Below are 23,968 nucleotides of genomic sequence, written 5' to 3'. Positions count from 1 at the left end.
TTATGGAATACATTGTATTGATAGTGGGAAGATATGAGTCAATGTATTACTAATCAAATAAAAGAGCTTATCCCTCATTTAAAGGAAGTTAATAGTAAGCTACAAGGTGAATCTATAAAGCTCTTCAGTGACAAAGAATCTATAATAGTAGAACGTCGTAAACCTGTTGTTGAAGAGATGCTAAAGCATCTAGAAAGTTCTTCCATCACTAACTGTAATACTACGATTGATGCAGAAACTGGGTTTGGCAAGACTTATGATATTGGATTGTGGAGTCATGCGCTAGCTCAAGCAGGATATCACCATTTAGTTGCAGTGCCAAATGGTAATTTAGTTGAACAGGCTAAGAAAATGATAGATGGTGCATTTACTGTAGATGTTAAAACACCTAAAACTGTGCAAGAAATTAAAGATGCGCTGAAAGTCACTGAACCTACAACAATTATAGTAACACATGATCTGCTTTTACAGCAAGAGAATGATCGAAAATTTGAAGAGCAAAACGGTGAAAAGCCTAAATTGTGGGTTAGTGTTGATGAAGCAGATAGCATTAACAAGCAGCAGGCCTTTGAAAATATGTGCAAACTTGATGCGGAATATCCTACGACTTACCTAACTGCAACACCAAAGAAAAGGATCCTAAATAGATGTGGAAAAGTTATTAGCCCTACTAGATCAAGTAGACGCTGCATTTCAAACACTATCAAAACAGTAAATGTTATTGCAAAAACTAATGAAAGAGAAAAATTCAATCGGGCATTCGTGGTGAATGTTGCTGCTACCATAATACCTTTAATTACATTATTCCCTATTATAAATAGTAATGTTGCTGCAATAATTGGTCTAACTTCAGATTATTGGTTATATTCCGCTTTAATTAATAATCTATACTTTACAATTTCTTTCGTTATATTTTCTATAGTAATGTTGCCAATTTGGTGGGTGTTGACCAAAATAACTGGAGTAGAGTCAAAAGAACTGTTCTCTAGGTTAGCTGCTAACGTGCGCAGCTTATTTACTAGGGAAAAGTCTAGTCCAGCTCATGAATACGTTGAAGAGAGTGAAGAAGTTTTTAATTACGATAAACTTGTTGACTCTGATAATCTGCTGGAATCTGTAAGGTGGAACGTACAAAGCCCAATTGGGGAAAATGCTCTTATTCTAGTTGATGATGTGAATAGCATAATTAACCTTAGCTTTGCATTGCAAGGTAAGGATAATTTGGTATATGAAGATGGTACGCGTTATAAAGTTTATGATAAATTTCAGCCTGAAGGGATGTTGTACAAAGATTACAGACTCAAATTACGTCAATCAAACTTTATAAACTGCATTAAAAAGCAACACCCCGGTCTAACGGAAGAACAGATATCTAAATTGAAAGACAAGGTAGATTTTAGCGATACTGTTAAGTATCTAGAATACAGAGTAATGCATTCAATGATCGATCTTACACTCTCGTATTTAATGGGATGCGATAACACCGCTTTGGATAAACAAAGAAGAGAAGATTTAGGTAGATTAATAGAAGGTGTTAAAAATAAGATTAATACTGCTAATGATGGCAGCATTATAGCTTTCTTAAAGGAAAAAGGTTTTAGTGAGCAATTCGCTAGGGACAAGCTTTTACCACAGGTAAATACAGTTATTAGTGCACTGAAAACAAGCAACGATGATCAAAGTAGATTAATAGTAGACAATTGGCACTTAAGTCAAAAGCTACATGATCTTATAGAAGGTGCACTACACAATCTCAGCGATTTCTGTGAAAAAAATAAATGTATTTTTGCAGGACTTGGAAAAAATGATCTTGGTATTGAGACAAATAAACCTTTTTTTAAAATAACACGTAATGACGAAGGTGAATATGAAGTTGACTATTGTAATTATGACCAAGGTGATTTAAGTACATTGGCTAAATATGCGTTGATAACAATTATAGACGAGTCAAAAGGCCGTGGTTTCGATAGTGAGTATAATCACGTTGCATCAATATTTAGAGATTCAACTAGTCAGTTCAACAATCCAGCAGAAGCTTTGCAGAATTTGGGAAGAAATAGAGAACGCAATCCTAACAGGCAACCTTGGTTTTTTGCTGCTGGAGGTGAAAAAATTGAGTTATTTGTAGATAAAGTTTTAGCAAAATTAAAAAGTGCACCGCAGGATTTTTGTCAAAAGGTTTTATTTCCAGCCACTGATAGGTACAATAAACTAATAAAAAATAGAATGGGAATAGAGCTTGGAGAAAAAATAGAGATCTATATTAGCGAAAACATGGATGCACTAGGAAATATCGATGACGCAGCTCTGAAAAAATTTTCAGATGATTCGATGAAAGAGGTGTATGAAAAAGTACATGATATAAATGATTTTGACGTAGGAAAGACAGAAGAAGATTTACGTAAGATTTTAAAAAGCACAGAAAAATATCTTTGTTCATATGAAGACAGAATTAAAAACAACGGTAAATTATCTTGCACGCGCTCAGTTCTATTTTCTGTGGGAAGTGCTATTGTAAAGTCCATGTATTATCTATGGGCAGGGTTTGATTATTTAGTCTTTTTAGCTAAAGCGTATAATGTAGGCAAGTCCGAAGATGCTAATGCAAAGGCATATGTACATATAATCAGAAACTGCTACTTTGAAAGTAGTGTGAAGGCTCAAAATATGTTAAGTCATGTATTAAAAATTGCCGGAGAAAATGATGATAGTTTTACACAAAATAGTTTGTACGAAGGCAATGGAGATAGGTGTAAAGAAAAAATCATCTCATATTTTCAATCCAAACAATATATACACGCATTAGATAAAACAGTTGCTTGCATTGAAAATGAGCACTTAGCAACAGTTTTGAAAGCCGTAGGTTACGGAGATGATGCTAATAAAACAGCACAAGAAATTAAAGACTTTTTGTGTGATTTAAAGAATTTAAGCTGCACAGACTTTAGAAAAAAGCATTATTGTGGATGTTCATATAAAATGAGCAATTTATACAAGATCAATAATCAAATTAGTATGGTAATTGATGAGATTGTAAGTTGCCATAAATGGCGTCATGAAGTAATTTCAGAGTGGGAAAATTTTCTTGACCCAGAGCTTAGAGAAAATTTTGATTTAGGACTTAAATTAAAAACTAACCATAATATTTTTAAAGTAAAAGTTAACAATGACTTTTCTGAATTGTGGCGCAAGAACTTGACAGAACGTTCTGGACAAAGGATGGTTTTGGGTACAGCTATGCTATTCATCGGACTTATAGTTTCAGTGAAGCTTATATATGAAATATCATTAGGCTATACTATGCTATTGCCATCACTTTGCGGTTCCATAGCATTTGGAACGCTAGCATTTTTGTGTGGTGCATTATTATGTGGAGTAACGACCTATTTAGTGAAAGGAACATTTTTTCTTTTTGGAATACCAATCCTGTTAGGGGAGTTGTCAAAATGCGTTTTTAGAAACGATTTAGTACAGGATTTATTAGACATAACATTGTCGCTTGGTAATAACGCTTTTTTCTGTACTCCGACAAGCATCATACAATCATTTATATTTGAGGATGCAACAAAGTTTGACTCACTAAGTGATATGAATGAGCTTACACTGATAAGAGAGCAGGATAAGGTAAAATACATGAACGAGATGGCTGATGCTATAGATACTGACCTATCTTCAGTCCTGATACAGCCAATACCTCATGAAGAGAAATCTCCTTATGTGTCTGCATCTGCTTGATACGTAGCACTTAATCAGAAGATTTTTCAGATAAGTATTGTCTAAGAATCTCAATTCCTTCATCAATCTCTTTTTCAGTGATAATTAGTGGAGGTAAAATTCTCACAACGTTATCTGATGTTACCCCAACAGTAAGCAAGCCGCGATAACTTAGCTCTTCTGCAAACTTTTTATTGTTTGCTTTCACCTTTATTCCAAGCATTAACCCTTTCCCTCTCACTTCTTCTATTATTGGAAATTTACTTGCTAAGTCTTCTAATTTATTTTTTAAATACTTACCTCTAATTTCAACATTTTTCAAAAAGCCAGGACTGAGCAATTCTTCGAGCACAGCATTACCTACTGAGGTTGCAAGCGGATTGCCACCAAAAGTGGAACCGTGCATACCGACCGCCATATACTTAGCAGCCCTTTCAGTTGCAAGACAAGCCCCTAGCGGAAAGCCTCCTCCTATTCCCTTTGCAAGAGCACATATATCAGGTTCCACTCCTATATGTTCGTATGCGAATAATTTTCCTGTCCTACCAGCACCGCATTGTACGCAATCAAAAAATAACAATATGTCATTTTCATCACACAGCTTTCTTAGTTCTTTCATAAAGACTTCATTCATTACTTTGATACCACCTTGCCCTTGTATTGGTTCTATTAATATAACGCCTATACCACTTGAAATTGCTTTCTTTACACTCTCAATATTGGGCTCGATATTATCACACCAATCAATACAGGGACTCAGTAATTCAGAAAATTTCTGTTTATCGTTTGCAGCACAAGTTAGGAAGGTTCTTCCATGAAATGCACCATGGAATGTTAAAATTCTGTGACGGTTTTTATTGCCTTTTCCGTTTTGATAGACCCTAGCAATCTTAAGCCCACATTCTACTGCCTCTGATCCAGAATTTGAGAAAAATACAGTGTCAGCGAAACTGTTGTTTATTAATTTTTCTGCAAAATTATTGGCAGCAGGTATATTATAGGTATTTGATATATGCCATAATTCTTCTCCTTGCAATTTTAGAGCACTAATTAATCGCGAATTGGTGTGACCTAAGCTACTAACGGCTATTCCAGAGTGAAAATCTACGTAGCGCTTACCGTCAATATCATACAAGTAAATACCTTTACCATAAGAAAAATTTATGTTAACAGGAGAATAAACTGGCAAAATAGGAGAAATTGTCATAAAATATTATATGCTAGATTTTATTATTAATAACATAAAAACCGTTGTTTCACAATAAGAAGAATATGTATAAGCTAGGTAAATCAATGTTTTCTGCACTGGAGAAAAACAAATACACAAAAGTTATTGCATTACTCTCATCGATCTTTATGATTTTATTCAGTGTGATATATTGTAATTATTTACTAAGGAGTAATTTCCTTTCTTCTTACCGTGATTCAAGTGTAAACTTAAAAAGTATACTGGAAAATGGCATAATAAAAAAATACCATTATTTACTAATAGAAAAGCATCACATTAAATACAAAAATTTTGACTACATAAACCAACTGGTAAAACTTCGTGCTGAATTATTACAATCAGTGAGCAAAGTAAAGGATTTCAGCTTAATACTGTATGATCAAAACAGCAGAATAATATTCAGTAATTTTAACACTCAAGATTATGATTATGAACAGTTACTTACAAACGATGAAATTGATGAACTATTAAGTAACCAAGAAATATTTTATACTACAGGAAATACATTAACTTCTATTTTTCCTATATTCCATGAAAATAGCGTTAAACCTTCGTTTTTTTTGAAGATTCTTCGAAACTACAATAATTCTTATGTTATAGCATATGGCCTATTTTTAACATTTTTGGGCTTATTATTAATAATTTTAATATTAATAATGTTCTATTTGCAATTTTCTAATACCCAAATGCTAGCCAAGCAACATAAAACTAACATTGAATTACAGCAGATAAAAGAGGCATTAGAGCAAGAAAATGCAAATAAGCTAAAATTTTTTGCAAGCGTTACACATGAATTACGCACACCTCTTAATGCTATTATTGGATTTGCGGAGTTGATCAAAAATGAAACTTTAGGTTCAATGGATAACTCTCAATACAAGGAGTATGCAGACGATATATATAATGCAGGAACACACTTACTTACCTTAATTAATGATGTGTTAGATTTTTCAAAAGCTGAATCAAGTAGTTTAACAGTAGAAAAAGTGAAGTTTAACCTGAACAAAATAATAGATTCATGCGTAAATATGCTATTACCTAAATTAAAAGAAGCCGGGATTAATTTAAAAAAAGAGACGACTAATAAACAATTATTAGTCATTGCAGATCCTAAGAGAATGAAACAAGTTATAATAAATTTATTATCAAACTCAATCAAGTTTACTCCCAAAGATGGTTTAATAAGAATGGTGATAAAAGAAAATATAGAAAAAAACTTATTAACTATTGAGTTTCATGACAATGGAATAGGAATAATGCAGCAGGATATATATAAAGTTATGTCTGTTTTTGGCCAAGCAGATTCGGGATATAGAAATGAAGGTACGGGCATCGGATTACCGCTAAGCAAGAAATTAGTAGAGTTAATGGGTGGGACTTTCGACATTAAAAGTGAAGCAAAACTTGGTACTACGATAACATTGAACTTCTTTTATGAAGAACAAACATGTGAAGATTCGATTGATTTTTAATAGGATCTATTTGATATGGTCTTGAAAACCACACTTTATCAAAAGCAGCAAGCCGAGAAGGTAGGTACCGTCTGGCTAGTCAACAAGAAAATTATAAAAATTGAATCTCAAGCTGTATTGTAAAATCAAAAAATACTTCTAACTGTGTAGCGGTATACAGATTATAGTTAGTGGATATGTTGATAAGTAAATTAGTTATACCAATTCCCGCTATACAATTAACGGATAGACAATAATGGAAAAAAAGCCATACTGGAGTAAGTAAAATAGCGAGGTTTAAATGGCATTAAGATCAAAATTATTGGATGAAAAAGTGAGCAAAAGAAATGCTGAAGAAAGTAAGAAATAATGCATATGTTGCAAAAAAACTAAATGCTGTAATTGCAGCAAAAAAGCATAGTATAACAGCCGTAGCAAAAATATGTTGCATTTCAAGAAAGGCACTTACTGCATGACCTAAAGTTTGGCACAGAAGAAAAATTATTTGCTCCACCTCAACGCCGTAGAAAAACTATATTGAACCAAAGCCAACTTGAACAAGTTGAAGCATGGATACAAGAAAATCCCAACATTACCATTAAAGAAACGAGAACAAGAATTCAGGAAAAGTTTGGTTTAGCAAGTCTACAGTACACCTTAATATGCAAAGAATGAAATTCTCATATATCACACCAAGACCAGTGCATAACGGACAAGATAAAAGTAAACAAGAGGAGTTTAAAAAAAAATCTTAATGAAACTATTGTCATGTATCCTGAAAAAGAGCTGTTTTTCTTCGATGAATCGCGGTTTGGCACACATTCAAAGATTGGACACGGGTGGTTTAAAAAAGGCATTAGGACACAGGTTAAGGTAAGACTACTATAAGGACTATCTTGTACGTTGGGATCAGCTCCCTGATCTAACAAGCATTGGACTAGTGGTACACACGCAGCACTTTTCCTGCATTGAATGGCAATGTGCAGTAGCGTTGTTTCTACTTCATAACTATCATCTAATTTGAATCTGAAGTTTGGATTAAATTCACTACTTTTCCATTCTTCATATACATTATTAAGTTCTTCTCTCAGCTAATTTTTTATTTCATCATAAATCTCAATAGAATCACCCTTACCAGAATCAATGGTGTCACTTATTCTTGCTAATATATTGTCAAACTTTTTGAATTGAGATTTATCTTGTGGTGCCATATTACCAACCTCTAGAATAAAATTATTTAATTGTACAATAAAGCTAAAGAAAGTCAAGTCCAGCACTTATTCAGGAAACAATAGCTTAAAAAGAGACTTAGTGTTAAATTTCTAATAGATTACTTATAAAAATAAATCTTATGGAAAGTAGAGCTTGGTTCATTTGGCTGATTAGTAACTTGGTTGTTATATTCAGCAATATTCAGATAGTTTATACTTTTATAAGTGTGAATCTTGAAAAAGAACTTGGACTTACAATCGCGCAAGTTGCGCTAGCTAACTCAGTATATACTTGGACTTTTGCTATCTTACAATTTTTTAGTGGGGCAACGTTTAATGTTTTTTCCAGTAAAAAAATTTATTTTTTCTCGTTATCAACTATGATCTTGGGGTTTTTTGTCCTTATTAATAGTGATAATTTTTCCCATTTGATTTTATCTCAAGTATTGATTGCAACTGGAGCATCATTTGGTTTTATTGGTGCTGCTCATACAAGTAGCATATGTTTTTCCGTTGCCCAATTTGGATTAATGTTTTCACTAGTGCAGACAATTTCAAGTCTTTCCGCTTTGGTGATTCAAATGTTGTTCTCTAGCTTGCTTGCCGAAGGTGCAGATTGGAAGAATCTGATTGTATGCATAATACTATTTGGTGTGTTGATATTTGTACTTACGCTTTTTTGTCCAAACACACTTCTAGAAAGCAGTTCAGAAGAATGCACAATAAAAAGCTCTATAAGAACAGTAATGTGCTCTGTACTCACAGTGCTAAAATTAAGAGATATCTGGATAACTTCAGTGGTGGGTGCTATTACTTTTGGAACATTTTTAGCACTGAATACCTTGTGGGCTCCAAGGTTACTGAGCAACTCAGAACTTGATGCAGTGGAGTCAGGTGTAGCAACCGCAATACTATGGCTTGGTCTTGCAGTTGGTGCTCCAATTGCAGATCGAATCTCAAATCTATTTAAAAATAGAAGGCATGTAATCTCTGCTTTTGCTCTGTTACAAGGTATTTCAATGATTATTTTGTTGTGCAGCCACTTAACAGTCCACGTTGTGTACTTTTGTATGTTAATGTTCGGGTTTTTTGCGGGAGGACATATGCTTAATTTTACTGTCGGCAGCGAGATTGTGAAACGAAAATACATTAGCACATCATCATCCATTATCAATGGGTTTATGTTTATTGTCAGAGGAATTATAGTGTCAATGCTAGCACTTTTTACAGATCATCAAATGGCGCTTTTTGCAATATTTGTAATGTTGGCAGTTGCTAGTATTTTAAATTATGCTACAGAAGAGACATACCCTAAAAAATAAAGTAGCTGAATCTCGAGTCGATTGCTATATTATATTTACGTATTGTAATATTTATCAATAATGGATCACGTTACAACAAAAGACACAACAGTAACTAAGGCAACGATAGCTGAAAATATAAACCAAGAAATAGGATTATCAAAGGAAGACTCTGCTTCGATAATAGATGATATATTGAACGAAATAAAGACAAGCTTGGTAAAGGATGGAATAGTAAAAATATCGTCATTTGGAACATTCTTGGTTAAGAAAAAGAAGGAAAGACCAGGAAATATACCAAATACATCAGAGAAAGTGATGATTCAGGCAAGAAATTCAATTTCTTTTAGGCCTTCAAAAATTATAAAAAAATTAATCAATAATTAATGAATAAGGAAAAATTATTTTATACGATTGGGGAAGTAGCTGAAGAGCTACATTTGGAACAGCATGTTTTAAGATTTTGGGAAGGTCAATTTCATCAAATTAAGCCTACAAAGCGTAAAGGAAGAAGGCTATATGATCTTAAGTGTATAGAGGCCATAAAGAAAGTAAAATACATGCTATATGATAAAGGATATACAATAAAAGGAGTGCAAAAAGAATTTGGTAATGATATAAAAGTCAATCGTGATCCAAAGAATTTGTTGCAAGAACTTACCGATTTGAGGGATTATTTAACTAGTAAAATAAATAACGAGGAAAGTAACGAACAGGCGTGAAACACTACGTCTCGCTAAAATTTTGGAGTTTTGTGAGAGTTGATATATCTAAAATGTGGCATATAGCTTCATTTCTTATATTATTAGCAATATTAATAGGCTGTGGCCTGCAAAAACCTGCACCTGTGCTGCTTAAAGGCGAAGAATTTTACGGAAAAAGAGAGCTGGAATATACAAGAGAGTACCATTTAATTAGGGAGCCTTTAATAAAAAAAGAAAATAGAAAAGCCATCATAAACAGGATATACAAAGATAACAATAATGCACAAAACGTGGGGGTAAATTGCAAATTTGTAATGCCAGTTAAAGGTACAGTTATTTCAGCTACCTCTTCTGATGAAATGTGTAAGGATGGCATAAAAATTGCTGCTCAAAATGGAACGAATGTAGTTGCCTCTGCACCCGGCAAAGTGGTATATGTAGGCAAAGGGCTGAGATGGTATGGAAATTTAATTATAGTAGAACACAAAGATAATTACATGACTGTGTACTCCTATTTAAAAAACATACATGTTGAAATTGGTGATAAAGTAAAGCAAGGTCAAGTGATTGGATCTGCAGGTAAATCAAGCACACAAGATAAAGATCCACAGATGTGTTTCACAATACGGCATAATGGCCAAGCGGTTGATCCTTTGATGCATGTGAACTGTAATTGAATTTGGATTTATATGAAATATGATTTTAAAAGTGTTGAAAAATTTTATCAAGATAAATGGGATTTTTCTGTAAGCAAGAATAGTGAACAAGAGAAATGTTACGTATTGGAGATGTTTCCATATCCATCCGGTAAAATTCATATGGGGCACTTACGTAACTATGCAATAGGGGATGTGATAGCGCGTTACAAGAGAGCTCGTGGATTTGAGGTTTTGCATCCAATTGGCTGGGATGCGTTTGGATTACCAGCTGAAAATGCAGCAAGGGACAATAATATTAGCCCTGAAACATGGACAAAAGAGAATATAGATAATATGCGTACACAGTTGAAATCTATAGGTCTTTCTTATAATTGGGAGCGTGAACTCTCCACATGTGAGCCTGATTACTACAAACACGAACAAAAATTTTTCCTGGATTTTTTAAAGCATGGGCTTGCCTATCGAAAAGAGTCATGGGTTAACTGGGATCCAGTGGACCAAACAGTGCTTGCAAATGAACAGGTGGTTGATGGAAAAGGGTGGCGATCAGGTGCAGTTGTTGAAAAACGTAAGTTGTCCCAATGGTTTTTAAAGATTACTGATTTCGCTGAAGACTTACTCAAGTGCCTGCAAAGTTTGAAAAATTGGCCAGAAAAAGTCAAAACAATGCAGGAGCGTTGGATAGGAAAATCTGAAGGAGCAACTATAGAGTTTGAAGTAGTTGGCTTAAATAAGAAATTGAAGGTTTTTACAACTTATCCTCATACTTTATTTGGGGCTTCTTTTTGTGCAGTGGCAGCAGAGCACCCTATTGTGCAGGATTTAAAAAATAAAGAAATACAGGACTTTATCGATAACATAAAAACAAATGGGGAGAATGATGAAAAAATAGGAGTTTACACCGGATTAAACGTCAAGCATCCATTTCTTGATAAGGAATTGCCGCTTTACATAGCGAATTTTGTGTTGATGGAATATGGGGAAGGCGCGATTTTTGGTTGCCCTGCACATGATCAGCGTGATTTTGAATTTGCACAGAAATATAATTTGCCGATTATTCCCGTTATTTCTTCAGCCCACTTAGGTGTCATTCCAGCGCGTGACGCTGGAATCCAGAATTCTTACAATGGATCCCAGTGTCGAAGCACTGGGATGACAAAGGAGGCGTATACTGGCGATGGGGTAATGTTCAATTCTGAATTCTTAAACGGATTAACGGTAAGTAGAGCAAAGGAAGTAATCATTAAAAAGCTCAAAGAAAAAGGGATAGGTGAGAAAACAACAAACTATCGTTTACATGATTGGGGAATTTCGAGACAACGTTATTGGGGATGCCCTATACCTATAATATATTGTAAAGATTGTGGAACTGTGCAAGTGCCAGAAAAAGACCTTCCTGTGGTTCTACCTGCAGATGTAGAATTTACAAGTGGTGGCAATCCGCTGGATAAGCACCCAACTTGGAAGTTCGTTGATTGCCCAAAATGTGGAAAGCAAGCAGAGCGTGAAACTGATACATTCGACACCTTTTTTGAGTCTTCCTGGTATTTTGCTGCATTCTGTAGTGAAGATAAATCAATAGACAAAGATGCATGTAATCGTTTTATGCCTGTTGATTATTATATAGGTGGGATAGAACATGCAATTCTGCATTTGCTTTACTCACGATTTTTCTGCCGTGCTTTAACCAAATGTGGCTATTTTGCTATTAAAGAGCCTTTCTCTACTTTAATCACTCAAGGAATGGTCTGCCATGCAACTTATAAAGACGAAAATGGTAAGTGGCTATTTCCCGCAGAAGCAAAAGAGTTGATTGCACAAGGAGCTAAGGTTCAAGTGGGCAAAGTTGAAAAAATGAGCAAGTCGAAAAAGAACACAGTTGATCCAAATTTTATCATAGAAAAGTATGGTGCTGATACTGCTCGCTTGTTTGTGTTGTCCGACACTCCTCCAGAAAAAGATATGGAATGGTCCGATGATGGCGTGGAAGGTTGTTCTCGTTATGTAAATAAATTGTGGCGTATGGTCATGCAGCTGAGACCTGTAAATATACACTATGATAATGAAAGTATTACGGGTGGACTTCTAGAGTACAGAAAAAAAATTCATAAACTCTTACACGGACTTACAGATGACTTGGAAAACTGCAGATTAAACTGTGTAGTGGCAAAATTTCGTGAGATGACGAATTTAATAGCTGAAATAGATGTAAAAACTGGAAAATCTCTTATTGATGAAGGTATATGTATATTAATCAGAGTAATCGAACCATTCATACCACATCTAGCTGAAAGCCTATGGCAAGAAATAGGAGGTCAACCTTGGCCAAAAGCTGATGAATCATTATTAGTTGACGATACGGTAACTATAGCAGTGCAAATCAATGGAAAATTACGCACAACAATAAAGGTAGCAATTAACTTACCTCAAGAAGAATTGAAGAAAATAGCGATAGACTCTGTGTCCAGTAAGATCGGTCAAAGCAAAGTTCGCACTGTATATGCTGTACCAAATAAGATAGTAAATATAGTTATATAAAAAATCCGAGTGTATCTGTTCAGGCAATGGCGTCAACTTAAGGGAAAATATCAGTGATAGTGTATAAAATTTCTCTCTAAAATTTTTACCATTAAATTACCCAAAAGCTGCAATAAACAGCACTTTTGTTTCTGTTTTATAGTATTTTCAAAAGCGAATGATAAAGGTATAATATATTCTATACTGAGAATATGCACGAGCTCCAAGAGGAGAAAAAATATATGCTGATGTTCCAGGAAAAAAGCGGGAAAGAGTGAGTATAATAGGTGGATGGATTGAAAAGAAGTTTATTGCACCAATGACCTTCACAGGAGGGTGTAATAAAGATGTATTTAATGTATGGTTAGAGCGAACCACAATTGCAGCGTAATACAACCATAGTTATGGATAATGCTACATTCCATAAAACTCCCAAAACAAAGTCATTAATAGAGTCTTTTGGCTGTCATTTGCTTTATCTTCCAACATATTCACCTGATCTAAATCCGATAGAGCATTGTTGGCACACCATCAAAAGTCGCCTCAGACCTCTAATGCATCAATGTACAGACTTACACCTTTTAGTTGGTAATACCATTTTAGACGTTTATCATTCGTTTTAGAAAATACTATAACTGCTAACATTGTTTGCTTTTATGCCTTGCCTCAGGCAACATATCTTTGCTTAGAAAGAAAGCAATAGCTCTTGCATCATGCTTGTCTGTTTTGTGTATAGAGCGGCGCACAACTTCAAACTGTCCGGGAGCGACTATTACCACACGCTTAACGTAAGGTGAAACTGCATCATAAAAGAAACAGCTATTGCCTGTTGCTTCTATAGCCACTTTATCTGTTTCTTGAAGATTTTCGATAAAATTATCCAAGTCTTTTAAGCAAAACGTTTGAATATACTCTGGCTTCCCTTCTTGCAGATAACAAGCAGTAAAGCTATTAGTATAACTCCAATGTGACGCATTTTTTCCTCCAATTGCATATTTCAATATATCAGAGTACCGGTTGTTCCAAACTCCTATACGAGGTCATCACATTTTGTGAGCCTCGCCGGTGGCAGAATCTGGGTCACGAGGTCTTCTTCCTACACTCCATGTAAGAGCAGAAAGTGCCTCAAAAGAAGTACCAACCTGCCACCTATCCACTCTGAAAAGTTATTATCTTCTCTTGCTTTCAACCAAGCAATACTTATTCATATCATCTGGGTAAGGTCACAGTCATATAATAAAAGACCAAGGACGTAAGTATTTCTTTCCTTTTGCAGAAGAATATTGTCACTTATTTACTTAACAATTCAAAAAACTTGAAAGAATAAAGATAGCTATTGAAATTATCTTGATTTACATCAGTTATCCAAGTTTGACATTGAATACTTAACACTTCCTCTATTAACGCCTTTCTGTAATGTTTATCCAGATGAGACATTATATCATCAAGTAGAAGAAGTGGTGCCTTATTGTAATGAATACACCTTGCTTTTACACTGGATAAAATAATAGAAAGCAGTAATAACTTTTGTTCTCCAGTGGAGCACAGATTTATTGGTACGTTTCTTTTTTGACAAAAAACCCGAAAATTATCGTTATGCACACCAAGGGTTACTCTACCAGTCAATGAATCTTTTTCTCTGTTTTCCTTTAGACGATTCTGAAAATATTCTGCAGTATCGTCCAAAGTTAGCTGGCTGCTGAATTTCAAACTTGCCTTCGGAAAAAGCTTACTGGAATGGTTATCAATTGTATCTTGTAATATTTTTAAAACAGACGATCGCATATGTAAAATACTAACTGCATTAACGGCCATTATGTTTTCAAGACTAGAGAACCAGTTTTTGTTCAAAATGTTCTCCCTCAATAGTTTACTTCGCTCATGTTTAGCTTTTCTATATTTCATGTAGCAGCAAGTGTACTTTTCTTCAAACAGTGAAACTATACGGTCTAAAAATTTTAATCTGTCACTTGGAGAATTAAGAAGAACATAGTCCATTTGTGGAATCAGCCATATTACATTGGATATCTTATACAGAGATGAATAACTTGATTGCGTTTTTCCATCAATTTGTATTAGTTTCTTATCAAAACTCTTTGCGATACCAATTGAATTAAAATCCGTTCCATTAAAAAAATCATAGTGCACTACCCAATCTTCATTACTGAATCTATTTTGTATCTCACTGGCTTTTGCTTTTTTCATTCCATTGCTTTTAGCAAGCAACGAGATTGCTTCAAGTATATTAGTTTTACCAATACCATTTTCGCCAGTTATTACAACTGAGCTATCATCTGAATCCAGTTCAAAGTTTGAGTGGCTACGAAAATTATGTAATTTCAGCTTTTTTATGTAGCAATGGGTAGCCATTAACCTATTCTTTAGTTTACATTCTCCTTACTTCTTCCAGAACCTCATCAACATGCCCACTAACTTTTACATTTTTCCAGATCTTCACTACTTTACCTTTTTTATCTATTAAAAAAGTAGTGCGCTCTATTCCCATATACTTTTTGCCAAACATACTTTTCTCTACCCAAACACCATATTTTTCCAACATTTCAGCATTCTCATCAGAAACTAAGGAAAATGGCAGAGAATATTTTGCTTTGAAGTTAGCGTGGCGCTTAACACTATCTTTTGATACACCAATTATCACTGTGTCAAGGGAAGAAAAATCATCTATTTTATCTCTAAAGCCTTTTGCCTCCATCCTACAACCCGGAGTATCGTCTTTAGGATAAAAATAAAGAACTACATTTTTTTTATCAAAAAATTCACTCAATGATAAATTTTCACCAGAATCTGTTGGTAAGCTAAAATCAGGTGCATTATTTCCTACTGCTAATTCCATACCTTGCTCCATTAATAACACTTTTATGGTATTATAGTAATATGGTGCATTATTTTCTACTGCTAATTCCATACCTCTCTCCATTAATACCACTTCCGTGGTATTATAGTAGTATGGTACATTATTTCCTACTGTTAATTCCATACTTTGCTCCATTGATAACACTTTTATCTATAGTAGTATATTGTAGTCAGAGTATCAAATTTTATATATAGCTAACAGATAAGATTCTTGATGGGGGCTTATTGATAAGTTTCTGCCTTGTATCTTGTAAAAAGCATCTAATGCTTTAAGCTTAAGCATTGTAAGTCATGCTCATTAGTTTCCTCATCTCTTATAGTATGGCTAGATATATAATTGGATTTCTTAGGAAACAAAATACAATTTGAAATCGCAATAAAGAAGACCTTCTTTAAATTAGTGTATCTGCCAGACTGTCTTGAGTAAACTTTACCAGCATATGCTTGTGCGCGTTTTTCAAAGCCCTTGTCGCGAGCGAGCTGCATTTCGACCACAAATGCAGCCTTGTAGAGAGGAGTATCATCACCATTGGTCTTAGCACTAATATCAGCCCCTTTTTCTACAAAATATTTCGCTGCATCTAAATTACCTTGCTCAGCGGCTAAGTGTAAAAATTTATTTCTATGCTCCTCTGTGTCATACTTTTTATTTAATATCCGAAAAAACCTCTCTTCAATATTGAACGTGGGAAGAGAATCTAAAACAATCTCACAAACCTCTTTTATAAAAGCCTTGCGTTGTTCTTCAGTTGTATATTCCTCAATAAGCTGCTCTATAAACTTATCTATAAGTTCCCCAGTAATATACTTGCGAAGAGCATTTACAAACCCACCTAAATAGCATTTAACAAAAATTTCCTTACTTTTAGCGCTAAACTAAGAAGTTTACATGCATCATCCTTCTGATTTGCGGCGATAATATCATATATGAAGCTATTTGCCGCTGTGCAAACTTCATCAACTGTATCACGAATTGGTTGTTGTTGACCTATACCCATTTCACCCTCCCTTAAGTGTAACTAAAAAATTACCCTCACTGTAAAACTAAATGGTCGTAGACAATTTATGTAAATACCAAATATGACCTTACCTATAACACGAATATTTTTAGTGTCAATAGTCTTTTTAATAAATTTTATGCAGATTAGAATTTGAATAGAAAAAAAGTAAGTATAAACCCACAACTGGAGAAGAAATCAGCTTGAAGGCTTATAATCTATTGCCACTGTCTTTGCAATTTTATCATGAAAAAACTGCTTACGTCTATCGAATATTGCAGATGTAAAAATTAGTATTATAGCTATAAAGGTTAAGCTTGATAAAGGGTCAAACCACCACTCAGAAGTATACTTATCAAGAGCATCAAAAAATGTATTCATAATTAATATAGAAATCAATATGAAGTTAATAACTTCAAACAAAACACACCTAATTATTGTTTGTATTAGAGTAGGATTTTTAAGTGTATTTATATCTTTAATGCAAATATAGCACAACAATTGCCCTAAAGTGCCACTAAGTCTTCTTGTTATAAATATTCCTAACACTATTGGTAGGAAAAAAAATAAATAAAAGTATATGATTAATATTTGAGATTTATCAGGGTGGAAAGTTGTTTTTACAAGAGAAACACAAAACAAAGAGGCTCCAATAATAATAAAACGATCAATAATATATGCTATAACACGCCTAGTTATTCCCACGCAGTTTAAATTTAAGTGGCATTTTTCAGGTCTGTAATCTATTACTACTGTTTTTGCAACTTTATCGTGGAAGAACTGCTTGCGTTTATCAAATACTGCGAATATTAAAACCAAGACTGGTAATATTAAAAACCACTCAGAAATACAGAAAGGTGCGAACACAAGCATCTTAAGAGAGCTTCTTATCACTACTTGCATTAAAGCAATATTTTCAAGTGTATTTGCATCTTTTATGTATATGCCACATAATAACTTTCCTGGAGTCCAGCCAAGTTTTGCTATCATTAATGTTTCCAATACTATAAGCAGTAATATTCCTAATACTCCTTCTTGCACTGAAAAGTCTGTATCAGTATAACTGAAGACAACATTAACAAGTTCAGTAAAGGGCTCACCTGATGATATGGACAAAATGAATAGAAAAAAGACTGGAAATATTATTTGATCAACTATAAACGCTATAACACGTTTATTAATTCCCGCATAGTTATCCATTTTTGTATCCAACATGATTGCCTAACATATCAGACTAGCAATTAAATAATAGTAAAATTGTTTGGATTAACCTGCTCCTTTCCTTGTCTTCTCTTGCTTACAACCGAGCAACCTGGGTAAGGTCATTTATTGGCATAAGTTTAACTTTTGCGTGTATGCTTAGCTGTTTGAGAGAGTTCACAGAAATATCGTATATTTTTAAAGAAATCACTCTGAAGCGTGCTTAATTTCAATAGCATCCACCCCATTCTGCTAGTACTCATGTCCTACGATGACCTACTTGCCTTGAGTGCGTGCTTTTAACCCGAATTCTAGATTAGAAACAGTTTTTAGTTTGAAATCAGATCCTCATATTGCTTGCTAAGCTTGTATTTTCTTCCTCTGTTGGAAAAGTCTACAACCTCAATAAATCCCATTTCTACCCACTTTTTACAAAGCTGAGCACTGGTGCGAGGCTTAAAATTAAATAATTTGCCTACTTGACTAGCTGTAATCATGGAAAATTCCCCAAAGAGCTCAAGAGCCCTACGCTGTTTAGGATCAAGTTTACGTATAAGATCAGTCTGGTCAGTTCTGTGCCCTTCCTCGTTTATACGCTGTAAAACATTCTCAAATGCAATTGCCACACCTTCCACAAAATAATCTATCCACTTGGTAATATCTGCTTCAGCTCTTCCCATGTAATAGTTGTGCGATGGACCTATACTGATTGCTTCATAATACGCTCCTAGATTCTTGGCATAATATTCTTCCAATGAATAAAGTCCTTTTAGGTCATATCCACCAAGGTGTAAAATTAATGTAGTCAACAATCTTGCAGTACGACCATTACCGTCATAGTAAGGGTGAATTGTTACAAATTGATAATGCGCAATACCTGCAATAATTGGGCAAGGCACTTGCTCACTGTCACGAATCCAATCAATCATACTGCTCATGAGCTTTGGTACATCCTTTGCTTCAGGTGGCATATAAATTATTGCACGTGTACGGCTATCACGAATAACGTTTTGACCATCACGATAAGGTGTTGGTTTTATTTTAGATTTTCCACTTGCTATTACTAGAGCATGTAGTGTTTGAACAGCTTTCTCAGTAATGGGTATTCTCCTTGCTGCCCATTGTTCAATTCGAGTTAAGGCTGCATAATATCCTTTAACCTCATTTTCATCTCTCTTATACCTTGGGAAGTGACCTTTATGCTTTAAAATCTCTTCAATCTGTTTAGGTTCAAGTCGATTTCCTTCAATCATAGTAGAGTAGTGTGTTGTATAGAGCCTTGCAGTTTCACGAAGAGATGAAAGCATTGATACAGTGAGTGGTAAATGTAACACTTTTTCCTTTGCTGCTTCAATCCTCATAAGACAACCAGCGATTTTGGAGGTAATTGTATAATTTGGTGTAAATTTTATCGGCATAATATCTGCATTACATTACTTCTATATTATGCTGATAAAATGCAGATAATGCAACATTTGCAAATCTAAATACTGTAGATTACTTTCTGGATAGTTGATCTATTTCATTTATTGGCACAAGTTTAACTTTTGCGTGTCTGCTGACCTGTATAACCCCTTAGCTGTTTGAGAGAGTTCACAGAAATACTGTACATTTTAAAAAAAATCACTCTGAAGCGTGCTTAATTTCAATAGCATCCACCCCATTCTGCTAATAAATTTGAGCACTTTTCTTCAAAAGGGAAGGAAGAAAGTTTAAGCTAATCAAGTAAGGTTTCTGTTATTCCAGTGTGTAACATTGGAATAACAAGATTTGACATTAACCGTTGATAATCGGAATATTAGTAGAGTAGAATTACTCAAAAAAGCATGCATAAATATGACGTAGTAGTAGTAGGTGGTGGTCATGCAGGGTGCGAAGCTGCTGCTGCGGCAGCTCGCCTTGGTGCAAACACGCTGCTTATAACTCATAAAATTTCAACTATAGGAGAAATGTCCTGCAATCCAGCAATTGGAGGAGTTGCAAAGGGTGTTGTAGTCAGGGAAGTTGACGCTCTTGATGGAATAATGGGAAGAGCAATCGATCAAGCAAGCATACACTCAGTCATTTTAAATAGCAGCAGAGGTGCAGCAGTATGGGGACCACGTGCACAGGCAGACCGAAAATTATATAAGCAGGCAATACAGGAAATTATTCTAAATTATAACAATTTGACGGTAAAAGAAGAGTCAGTTGACAATTTTCTTATAGAAAGTAATGGCAATGGAGAACCGTGCATTAAAGCTGTAATGATAAGCTCAGGTGAACGTATATCAACAAGTAAAGTCGTTCTAACTACAGGGACTTTTCTGCGGGGTGTGATTCATATAGGAGAGCAAACAACTCCTTCAGGAAGAATGGGAGATAAGTCTGCAGTAGAACTTGCAAATACGTTGAAGAAGTATGATTTTAGATTAGGTAGACTGCGTACCGGAACTCCACCAAGGCTTGATCGTAATACTATAAACTGGTCAATATTGCAAGAACAAGTGGGTGATAACCCACCTGTGCCGTTTTCTTATCTCACAGAAAAAATTAACCAACCTCAGGTATCATGCTTTATTACCCATACTAATGAAAATACGCATAAAATAATTAGAGAAAATCTTCATAGGTCAGCTTCTTCGTATTTGGATGACATTGTTGCACCAAGATACTGCCCATCCATTGAAGTTAAAGTTAATAAATTTGCAGAAAAAAGTAGTCACCAAATATTTTTAGAACCAGAAGGGCTGGATGATGATACTGTATACCCAAACGGAATTTCAAATTCATTGCCTGTTGAAGTGCAAAATGAAATGATAAAGAGTATCAAAGGACTTGAAAACGCAGAAATATTGAGGTCTGGATATGCAGTTGAGTATGACTATATTGATCCACGAGAACTAAGCCATACTCTTGAAACTAAGAAAATTAAAGGTCTATATTTTGCTGGCCAAATTAATGGCACCACTGGATATGAAGAAGCAGCAGGGCAAGGAATTATCGCCGGAATTAATGCAGCACTCTCTGCATCTGAAAAAAAAGAAAGCTTTGTTCTTCACCGCACAGATTCATATATCGGTGTAATGATAGATGATTTGGTCACCAAAGGGGTGATCGAGCCTTATAGATTATTTACCTCACGTGCAGAATATAGGCTAGCTATCAGGTCAGACAATGCGGATAGAAGATTAACACAAAAAGGTTATGATATTTCCCTTGTTTCGCATGAGAGATACTCTGTTTTACAGAATAAACTTAAATCCATTAAGCAGCTTGAAGAGAAGTTAGGGAGTCTGACGATTACTCCTGAGCAGCTTAGGTCTTATGGTATTAAAATATCTTATGATGGGATAAGAAAAACGGCACTAGATTTACTCAGCTATCCAAACATCGACTGGAATAAATTACAAGAAATATGGCCGGAGTTAAGCAGCATCACGCGCTGCACAACGGATACTGGATCCTCTTCCGTCATCTCAGGACACTCTCATATCATCCGAGTAGCTGACACTAGGATCCAGGAAAAAAGCAGCGTTACGCGCTGGAATGACGCCGCAATGGGTAGCATAACTAAGAATGAAATATGCGAAGCAGTTGAAATTGAAGCAAAATACAAACCTTATCTAATAAGACAAGAAGCAGATATGAAGTTTTTACGAGAGGAAATTAACACTCAAATTCCAATTGATTTTAACTATTCACAAGTTAAAGGCCTGTCAAGTGAAGTAATAGAAAAGTTGCAGACGATAAAACCAGCGACGATTGGCATTGCAAAGCAAATACAAGGCATCACTCCCGCAGCGATAGTGAGCATATTAGTGTACCTTAGGAATAAGAAAACGAAAGTAGCTGCTAGTTTTGCGTGAGGTATATGTCAAAAATCGAAGAATTTCGTTCTTTTATGTGTGAAACAAATGTTGACGCATTTATGTTGCATACTAAAGATGAATATTTAAATGAGTATTCAGAGGAGCTAACAAAGCTGTGTGGCTTTACAGGAACAAATGGGCTACTTATCGTTACAAAAGACAACAAGTGCCCATTTTTTACGGATGGACGCTATATCACACAAGCTCGCAATCAGCTCGATCGGGGCAATTTTCAAGTATATAATATACAAGAAGAGGATCCACGCGAATGGGTAAAAGCAAACTTAACATTGACCACCTCACTAGGTTACTATTTGCAATATTTTACCATAGAAGATATAAGAAAGTATGAGAATATCTGTAAATTAATACCCTGTTTAGCTGGAAAAAAAAGTGACTATCGAAAACAAGCAGTGGTTTTACATTCTATTAAATATGCTGGTGAAAGTAGCAAGAATAAATGTGAAAAAGTCGCTAAAAGCATAGATAAAGAAGCTGAAGCAGTGCTTTTAACTGATCCAAATTCAATTTCATGGCTATTAAATTTAAGAAATGAAAATGCCAAATATACTCCATGTATATTGGGCCGTGCTATATTGTATAAAAGCGGTAATGTTGATTTGTTTATTCAAGATAAAGAACATTCAACTATAGAAGCAAATTTAGGCAATCATATAAATATTTTTGATATTAGTAAGCTAGAAAATTCGCTGCACAAGCTAAATTCAATAGTTATAGATCCAAACACAACTCCAATGAGTATCATGGCTGTAACAAAAGATAAACAGGTAGCTGAAAGAGAAGATCCTTGTCTAATTTATAAAGCAGTAAAAAACCAAACTGAAATAGCTGGGGCTATAAATGCGCATATCAGAGATGGAGTGGCAGTTACAAACTTTCTACATTGGCTTGAAAGTAATGTTGGTACAGAACTTGAAGCTGAAGAAAAGATTTTAGAATACAGAAAAGAACAGAATTTGTTTAAGCAATCAAGTTTTCCGACAATTTCCGCATTTAATGAAAATGGTGCAATAATTCACTATCGTGCAAGCAGTAAGACGAATAAGGTAATTCAGAAAAGTGGACTATATTTGATTGACTCTGGTGGCCAATACCTTAATGGCACAACTGATGTGACAAGAACTGTAGTGGTTGGTAATCCGACTAGTGAGCAAATAACCCACTATACAATAGTATTGAAAGCTCACATTGCTATAGCAAGTGTCATCTTTCCTTCTGGCACTACTGGTGGAGAATTGGATATATTGGCACGTACGCATTTATGGAAATTTGGAATGGACTATATGCATGGTACAGGGCATGGAGTAGGAAGTTACCTATCAGTACACGAAGGACCACAAGCAATATCAAAGGGCAATAAAGTGAAACTCACGCCAGGAATGATACTTTCCAACGAACCTGGTTATTACATTCCGGGAGAGTATGGAATAAGAATTGAAAATCTGATGTATGTCGACAGACAAGAAAATAGCTTTTTACATTTCAAACAACTGACCTTCATTCCATATGATAGAAGGCTAATAGATGTGCAAATGCTTACTAAAGATGAAATTGAATGGATAAATAGCTATCATCAATTTGTCTATGAAAACTTAGAAAATAGCGTAAAAGATAAGGAATGGTTAAAGAAGGTATGTGACCATTTGTAAGCAAAGGAGCATTTTTTATTGTTTAAAAAGTATTAATGCAATTGTGATAGGTATTTTGTATTGTTTTTAATTTAAAAACGATATATAATAAAGAATACGTGTTTTTAGGTAGACATATTATGATAGACAAAGGACAAGAAGATGAATTTATGAAGCAGTATATGGATACTTGCAAAGAGCAAATAGAAAAATTAGCCAAGGATCCTGAATTGCTTAATCAGACTTTAAAACCATTTATGCAAATGTCCCAGCAGCTTATGTCTGGCGGTATGTTAGAAGGGGCTATGCCTGGCATGGTACCTGATTTGGGTAGTATGGATGTTAACAAGATGATTGCTCAGATGAAGGAAATGATTGACTACATAAGAGGTAACTATAAGGAACTAATGAAAGAGCATAGCTCGCAGATTCAAGAGCTTGATGAATCCAGTAAAAAGCTAAGAGGCTTAGTTAAAAAATTGATAGAAAAGATCGAAAGTAAATAAACAATATCTAACGCAAGTCTCTTCTGTCATTCTATGCACAGCTGCATAAGTGTCTAGTGACCTTACCCAGAAAAAGTAGAGAGAAAGTTAAGACGTTTTTGGAGT

15 protein-coding genes and 7 pseudogenes are annotated in these 23,968 nt (G+C 34.8%); 12 read left to right on the top strand and 10 right to left on the bottom strand.

The window, feature by feature from the left end; translation table 11 throughout:
* Positions 1 to 33: 33 nt before the first annotated feature.
* Positions 34 to 3,735 carry a DEAD/DEAH box helicase family protein gene (locus OOK84_RS01835; RefSeq protein ID WP_264732153.1) on the top strand — a complete coding sequence of 1,234 codons (3,702 nt, stop codon included), beginning with the start codon at positions 34 to 36 and terminating at the stop codon, positions 3,733 to 3,735.
* Between the two features lie 10 nt (positions 3,736 to 3,745).
* On the opposite strand, the gene OOK84_RS01830 is transcribed toward OOK84_RS01835, so the two are convergent.
* Entirely contained in the window at positions 3,746 to 4,921 is a 1,176-nt protein-coding gene (locus OOK84_RS01830) for an aspartate aminotransferase family protein (protein ID WP_264732151.1), read from the bottom strand.
* Between the two features lie 65 nt (positions 4,922 to 4,986).
* On the opposite strand from OOK84_RS01830, the gene OOK84_RS01825 reads away from it, so the two are divergent.
* From OOK84_RS01825 to OOK84_RS06735, 8 genes and pseudogenes are all read left to right on the top strand, one after another.
* Positions 4,987 to 6,414: a sensor histidine kinase gene (locus OOK84_RS01825; protein WP_264688069.1), complete on the top strand. Its 1,428-nt coding sequence runs from the start codon at positions 4,987 to 4,989 to the stop codon at positions 6,412 to 6,414.
* A gap of 280 nt (positions 6,415 to 6,694) precedes the next feature.
* Positions 6,695 to 7,275 (top strand): annotated as a pseudogene (locus OOK84_RS01820) (winged helix-turn-helix domain-containing protein); the annotation flags it as partial.
* A 469-nt stretch (positions 7,276 to 7,744) separates the two neighbouring features.
* Entirely contained in the window at positions 7,745 to 8,926 is a 1,182-nt protein-coding gene (locus tag OOK84_RS01815; protein WP_264732149.1) for an MFS transporter, read from the top strand.
* Between the two features lie 60 nt (positions 8,927 to 8,986).
* Complete coding sequence (locus OOK84_RS01810; protein ID WP_253307244.1) at positions 8,987 to 9,292, top strand: integration host factor subunit alpha; 306 nt, start codon at positions 8,987 to 8,989, stop codon at positions 9,290 to 9,292.
* Entirely contained in the window at positions 9,292 to 9,627 is a 336-nt protein-coding gene (locus OOK84_RS01805) for a MerR family transcriptional regulator (RefSeq protein ID WP_264732147.1), read from the top strand. The genes OOK84_RS01810 and OOK84_RS01805 overlap by 1 nt, the downstream gene beginning before the upstream one ends.
* 53 nt (positions 9,628 to 9,680) lie before the next feature.
* Positions 9,681 to 10,286, top strand: coding sequence for a murein hydrolase activator EnvC family protein (locus OOK84_RS01800; RefSeq protein ID WP_253310003.1), 606 nt, complete (start codon positions 9,681 to 9,683; stop codon positions 10,284 to 10,286).
* Between the two features lie 12 nt (positions 10,287 to 10,298).
* Positions 10,299 to 12,806: a leucine--tRNA ligase gene (leuS, locus tag OOK84_RS01795; RefSeq protein ID WP_264732145.1), complete on the top strand. Its 2,508-nt coding sequence runs from the start codon at positions 10,299 to 10,301 to the stop codon at positions 12,804 to 12,806.
* A 217-nt stretch (positions 12,807 to 13,023) separates the two neighbouring features.
* Positions 13,024 to 13,408, top strand: a pseudogene (locus tag OOK84_RS06735) (transposase).
* Positions 13,409 to 13,426: 18 nt separating this feature from the next.
* Here the strand turns inward: OOK84_RS06735 and OOK84_RS01790 are convergent.
* The 9 genes and pseudogenes from OOK84_RS01790 to OOK84_RS01760 all read right to left on the bottom strand — a co-directional run.
* Positions 13,427 to 13,774: pseudogene (locus tag OOK84_RS01790) on the bottom strand (IS110 family transposase); the annotation flags it as partial.
* 301 nt (positions 13,775 to 14,075) lie between these two features.
* Entirely contained in the window at positions 14,076 to 15,155 is a 1,080-nt protein-coding gene (gene recF / locus OOK84_RS01785) for a DNA replication/repair protein RecF (protein ID WP_264732143.1), read from the bottom strand.
* A gap of 16 nt (positions 15,156 to 15,171) precedes the next feature.
* Positions 15,172 to 15,639: a thioredoxin-dependent thiol peroxidase gene (bcp, locus tag OOK84_RS01780; RefSeq protein ID WP_264688477.1), complete on the bottom strand. Its 468-nt coding sequence runs from the start codon at positions 15,637 to 15,639 to the stop codon at positions 15,172 to 15,174.
* Between the two features lie 302 nt (positions 15,640 to 15,941).
* Positions 15,942 to 16,163 (bottom strand): annotated as a pseudogene (locus tag OOK84_RS01775) (PD-(D/E)XK nuclease family transposase); the annotation flags it as partial.
* A gap of 45 nt (positions 16,164 to 16,208) precedes the next feature.
* Positions 16,209 to 16,316 (bottom strand): annotated as a pseudogene (locus OOK84_RS06730) (hypothetical protein); the annotation flags it as partial.
* Between the two features lie 176 nt (positions 16,317 to 16,492).
* Positions 16,493 to 16,657 (bottom strand): hypothetical protein, encoded by a 165-nt coding sequence (locus tag OOK84_RS01770; RefSeq protein WP_264732141.1) that lies wholly within the window; start codon positions 16,655 to 16,657, stop codon positions 16,493 to 16,495.
* Between the two features lie 198 nt (positions 16,658 to 16,855).
* Positions 16,856 to 17,299, bottom strand: a pseudogene (locus OOK84_RS06825) (RDD family protein); the annotation flags it as partial.
* A 93-nt stretch (positions 17,300 to 17,392) separates the two neighbouring features.
* A pseudogene (locus tag OOK84_RS06820) lies at positions 17,393 to 17,857 on the bottom strand (RDD family protein); the annotation flags it as partial.
* Between the two features lie 329 nt (positions 17,858 to 18,186).
* Positions 18,187 to 19,275 (bottom strand): Fic family protein, encoded by a 1,089-nt coding sequence (locus OOK84_RS01760; RefSeq protein ID WP_264732138.1) that lies wholly within the window; start codon positions 19,273 to 19,275, stop codon positions 18,187 to 18,189.
* 408 nt (positions 19,276 to 19,683) lie between these two features.
* Between OOK84_RS01760 and mnmG the strand changes: the two genes are divergently transcribed.
* The 3 genes from mnmG to OOK84_RS01745 all read left to right on the top strand — a co-directional run bounded on the left by mnmG (position 19,684) and on the right by OOK84_RS01745 (position 23,863).
* Positions 19,684 to 21,705, top strand: coding sequence for a tRNA uridine-5-carboxymethylaminomethyl(34) synthesis enzyme MnmG (gene mnmG / locus OOK84_RS01755; RefSeq protein WP_264732136.1), 2,022 nt, complete (start codon positions 19,684 to 19,686; stop codon positions 21,703 to 21,705).
* A gap of 5 nt (positions 21,706 to 21,710) precedes the next feature.
* Complete coding sequence (locus OOK84_RS01750) at positions 21,711 to 23,378, top strand: aminopeptidase P family protein (protein ID WP_264732134.1); 1,668 nt, start codon at positions 21,711 to 21,713, stop codon at positions 23,376 to 23,378.
* A 119-nt stretch (positions 23,379 to 23,497) separates the two neighbouring features.
* Positions 23,498 to 23,863, top strand: a complete 366-nt coding sequence (locus tag OOK84_RS01745) for a hypothetical protein (protein ID WP_264732132.1) — start codon at positions 23,498 to 23,500, stop codon at positions 23,861 to 23,863.
* Positions 23,864 to 23,968 lie beyond the last annotated feature (105 nt).

Source organism: Wolbachia endosymbiont (group A) of Sphaerophoria taeniata (assembly GCF_947250735.1).
Lineage (GTDB): Bacteria > Pseudomonadota > Alphaproteobacteria > Rickettsiales > Anaplasmataceae > Wolbachia.
The sequence above is the reverse complement of the archived record's forward strand: the minus strand, read 5'-3'. Positions and strand labels throughout refer to the sequence as shown.